General features: G+C 36.7%; 4 protein-coding genes. All 4 read left to right on the forward strand.

Annotated features, from left to right (window positions below):
* The first annotated feature begins 336 nt into the window (after window positions 1-336).
* The 4 genes from AC1UFB_RS07275 (at window position 337) to AC1UFB_RS07290 (ending at window position 4279) form a co-directional block, all read left to right on the forward strand.
* Window positions 337-1746 (forward strand): sigma-54 interaction domain-containing protein, encoded by a 1410-nt coding sequence (locus AC1UFB_RS07275; protein WP_482588886.1) that lies wholly within the window; start codon window positions 337-339, stop codon window positions 1744-1746.
* Window positions 1747-2155: 409 nt separating this feature from the next.
* Complete coding sequence (gene bioB, locus AC1UFB_RS07280; protein ID WP_100348084.1) at window positions 2156-3154, forward strand: biotin synthase BioB; 999 nt, start codon at window positions 2156-2158, stop codon at window positions 3152-3154.
* 117 nt (window positions 3155-3271) lie between these two features.
* Window positions 3272-3433 carry a hypothetical protein gene (locus AC1UFB_RS07285; RefSeq protein ID WP_156413469.1) on the forward strand — a complete coding sequence of 54 codons (162 nt, stop codon included), beginning with the start codon at window positions 3272-3274 and terminating at the stop codon, window positions 3431-3433.
* A gap of 258 nt (window positions 3434-3691) precedes the next feature.
* A complete protein-coding gene (locus tag AC1UFB_RS07290; RefSeq protein WP_328101441.1) occupies window positions 3692-4279 on the forward strand; it encodes a glycerol-3-phosphate responsive antiterminator in 588 nt (195 codons plus the stop codon).
* The last annotated feature ends 73 nt before the right edge of the window (window positions 4280-4352 follow it).

Below are 4352 nucleotides of genomic sequence, written 5' to 3' on the forward strand. Positions count from 1 at the left end.
CGTATCATACCAAGAGGGCTCTTTTTTGTTCAAGTCCCCGAAAATCCTTCTAACAGGAATGCTCCTTTTATTTTTAAAAAAAAATGTAAGCGTTTACTTAATGAAATATATTTGCAAGATTTGTGCCAACTTCTAAAAATCAGACAATAATAAACAAAGTTTGGATATTTGAATAGAAATATAGAGAAGTATAATTTTCATTTCCGAAAAACCGGAATATGAGAGATGTTTACTTCCGCAAATCCGGAAAAAATCCGTTTTTCCGGAATGAAAACAATTGTACAAGGAGAATTTGGTATAATAGATAGTAGAAGCGTGTACATAGGAGGAGCGATGGTGGCTAATAAAAATCGAATTCCTGATAAATGGTTTGAAGAGATTTTAAATGTAGCAACAGAATGGATCGTTGTAGTAAATGTTCAGGGTGAAATCCTTTATATAAATAAAGCTTACTGTGAGTTTTTACATACGACTGTTGAACAAGCAATTGGACGCTCTGTTCAAGAAGTGATTGAAAACTCAAGAATGCATATTGTGACTCAAACAGGCCAAGCAGAAGTAGCTAGCATTCATTTTATTAAAGGGAATGAGATGATTGCAAATAGATATCCTTTATATGTAGACAATGAATTAGTTGGAGCTGTGGGAACGGTAATGTTTCGGAATGCTAAAGATTGGCTAGCTTATTCTGAAAAAATACAGCCTCTATTAGAAGAATTAAATTATTATAAGAAAAAACTTGAGCACGAATCGGAAAGGAAATATAGTTTTCAAGATCTTATTGGAGACAATGAAAGGTTTCTCTTGGCTAAACAGTTAGCTGAAAGAGTGGCCAACAGTAAATCTGCTGTTTTGTTATTAGGAGAATCTGGGACTGGGAAAGAATTATTTGCTCACGCAATTCACCAAGCGAGTTCGCGGTGCTTCTTTCCGCTTGTTCGAGTCAACTGTGCATCTATTCCTCAGCAACTTTTAGAGTCTGAACTGTTTGGGTATGAAGAAGGTGCGTTTACAGGTGCTCGTAGAGGAGGGAAAAAAGGGAAATTTGAGCTAGCTCATAGAGGTACAATCTTTTTAGATGAAGTAGGTGATATGCCTCTTCAAATGCAAAGCAAGCTGCTGCGTGTGGTACAAGAGAAAGAGCTAGAACGAGTTGGGGGTCAAAAAACCATCGATATTGATGTGCGAATTATTGCCGCTACCCATCGAAATTTAGAAGAAATGGTGGAAAAGGGTGAGTTTCGAAAAGATTTATATTATCGCTTGAATGTTATTAAAGTTGATATCCCACCTCTTCGTGAGCGAAAAGAAGATTTACCTGAAATTGCTTATGTGCTGTTAAAAAAACTAGAGCGGCACTTTCATCGCCCTGATCTCAAATTATCAAACGAGGTGTTACAGCAGTTACAAAAGCATTCGTGGCCTGGCAATATACGTGAATTAGAAAATGTATTGGAGAGAGCTGTTAATATTTTAGATGGTCAAACTATTCTCTTATCTCATTTACCTTTATATCTTCAAGACCTTGAAGGAGGCAATCAAGATATAAAAAAAGAAAGCAAAGGCTTAGTGATGACAGAAAAGGATGAGGTCCCATCATTAAAGGACGTGGTGGCACAAGCCGAAAAAGAAGCAATCGTAAAAGCTTTAAAAAGTACGAATGGAAACAAACAGCAAGCAGCTAAGCTCTTAGAAATTGGTAAAACAAGCTTTTATGATAAATGTAAGCGATATGGAATTGATTAAAAGCATGATGCGCATAAATCATGCTTGTTTTGTTTAAAGCAAAAAAGTACTTTTATTTCGTTAGTTATTTACCATTGAGAGAAAGTGGTTTTACACATAAAAAATTTGCGGTATTTGTATCCAAATCAATCAATTCAATCACCTATTATTCAATGGCACGAAAATGAAAGTGCAGAAAATGCCTCACTCTATTTAATTAACACATTATTTGCAGTTCCGCATGTTAGTATTAACTTAAAGCACTTAATCTATGAACACTCTCAGCTATTATCTTATTGGATTACATTTTGGAAGAACCATAGCAACCTTCTAAATGTTAACTTATTTATATATTTTGTTGACATTTATCTATGGTAAATGTTAACTTTTATTTTATATAGATTAACATATTTAGAGGGAGGGGATTGCCATGAAAGCAGCCTATATAAAGGATTGGGGAAAACTAGCTAATCAGGTTATTGAAGAAGGATACGCCCTAACAAAAGAAGAAGCTCACCAAATACTAACTGTTCCAGATGAACAAATTTTAAACATTATGAATGCCGCTTATCAAATTAGGCACCATTACTATGGACGGAAAGTAAAGTTAAATATGATTATTAATACAAAGTCAGGACTGTGTCCGGAAGACTGTGGTTACTGTTCACAGTCTATTATTTCAGAGGCACCAATTGATAAATATGCTTGGTTAACACAAGAAAAAATCGTTGAAGGTGCATTTGAAGCAAAGCGCCGTAAAGCGGGTACATACTGTATTGTTGCATCAGGACGTCGTCCGACGGATAGAGAAGTAGAGCACGTTATTAGTGCTGTAAAACAGATTCGTGAAGAAACAGATTTGAAGATTTGCGCCTGTTTAGGGTTTTTAAATGATGATCAAGCCTCTAGGCTAGTAGATGCAGGCGTACATCGCTACAACCATAACTTGAACACACACGCTGATCATTATGATGAAATTTGTTCTACACATAGTTATGACGATCGAGTTGATACCGTGCAAAAGTCAAAACAAGCCGGATTATCTCCTTGCTCAGGTGCTATTTTTGGAATGGGTGAGACGGAGGAGCAGCGAGTAGATATAGCTTTTGAGATAAATAGGTTAGATGCAGACTCTATTCCGTGTAATTTCCTAGTTTCAGTGCCAGGCACACCGTTAGAGAATCAAAAATCCCTTACTCCGATGCAGTGTTTAAAAATTTTAGCGATGATGAGATTTGTAAATCCGACAAAGGAAATTCGTATTTCCGGTGGCCGAGAAATTAATCTTCGCTCGTTACAACCACTAGGGCTATTTGCGGCTAACTCGATTTTTGTTGGAGATTATTTAACAACAGAAGGACAAGAGCCAACGTCAGATTGGCAGCTGATTGAAGACTTAGGGTTTGAGATTGAAGAGTGTGCACTATAAAAAGTAGAGGCTGGGACATAAGTAATTCAGCTAATGATAAACCTGAACGATTGAGAGTTTCTCACTTTTAATCGTTCAGGTTTTTTGGTTGATTGTGAAAACAATGTTGGAAACAGGGTGGAATGGAGCGTAGGACACTCGACTCCTGCGGGAAAGAGAGGGAAAACTGAGATCCCGCAGCGCAGCGAGGAAGCTCAGGTTCCTCCCCGCGGAAAGCGAGTGGCCGTAGCGCAATGGAACGAACGTGTTCAGACAAACCAAAAAGATTGGAACAGCTAGTGTTCGTCTCTTAGAAGCAATCATTTTGTTATGTCCCAAACTCTCTTTTTTTGTTTACAAAACATTTATTCCACCTTTACAAAACTATACACTTTCTTCACAGTGGCTTTATATAGACAAGCTAACATAATAACTGTGAAAGACAAGTGAATAGATAACCGGTTATGAATAAGAGAAGCCATGAAAAAACAATAGAATGAAAGATCTATCCGTTTTTTTATGGCTTTTTTATTTACTTTATCTGAGGTGATTGTACGCATGGATAGAATAAATGAATTCGAATTTTATTTAAATAGAAATCGAATGATTGCATCCGTTAAAACGCCGAAAAGTCTAGAACTCTTTTTAGAATCAGAAGTGAAAGCGGCTTTTCTTCTTACAGGTAACATTAGCGTCATTAAAAGGTATGTAGAGCTATTAAAGGAACATGACCGCTTTGTGTTTTTACATTTGGAGAAGATAAAGGGAATTAGTTATGACAAAGAGGGTCTCAAATTTATTGCAAAGTTCGTAAAGTCTACCGGAATTGTGACAACAAAGAGTTCTCTAATCCAGCTTGCGAAAAAAGAAGGTTTGATTGCTATTCAGCGTTTGTTTTTAGTGGATACCGACGCGGTAGCAAACGGGCTGAAAGTGGTTGAAGAAATCCAGCCAGATGCTCTTGAAATTATGCCAGCTTTAATACCCGAAATGATTGAAAAGTTAAAAGTAAAAACCTCGTGTCCACTCATTACAGGAGGGCTCATTCAAAATCAACGACATATCGATCAAGCATTACAAAGTGGAGCAGTAGCAGTATCGACAGGTAGAAATTGGTTATGGAAGACACAAAATAGTCATGAATAATTGTCTATATAAGTTGAATTTATCTTTTACAATCGAATGCACAATCGATCAATAACTTTTCTAGGTGAGTCAT

The sequence above is a fragment of the Priestia sp. KCTC 13724 genome, assembly GCF_056820425.1.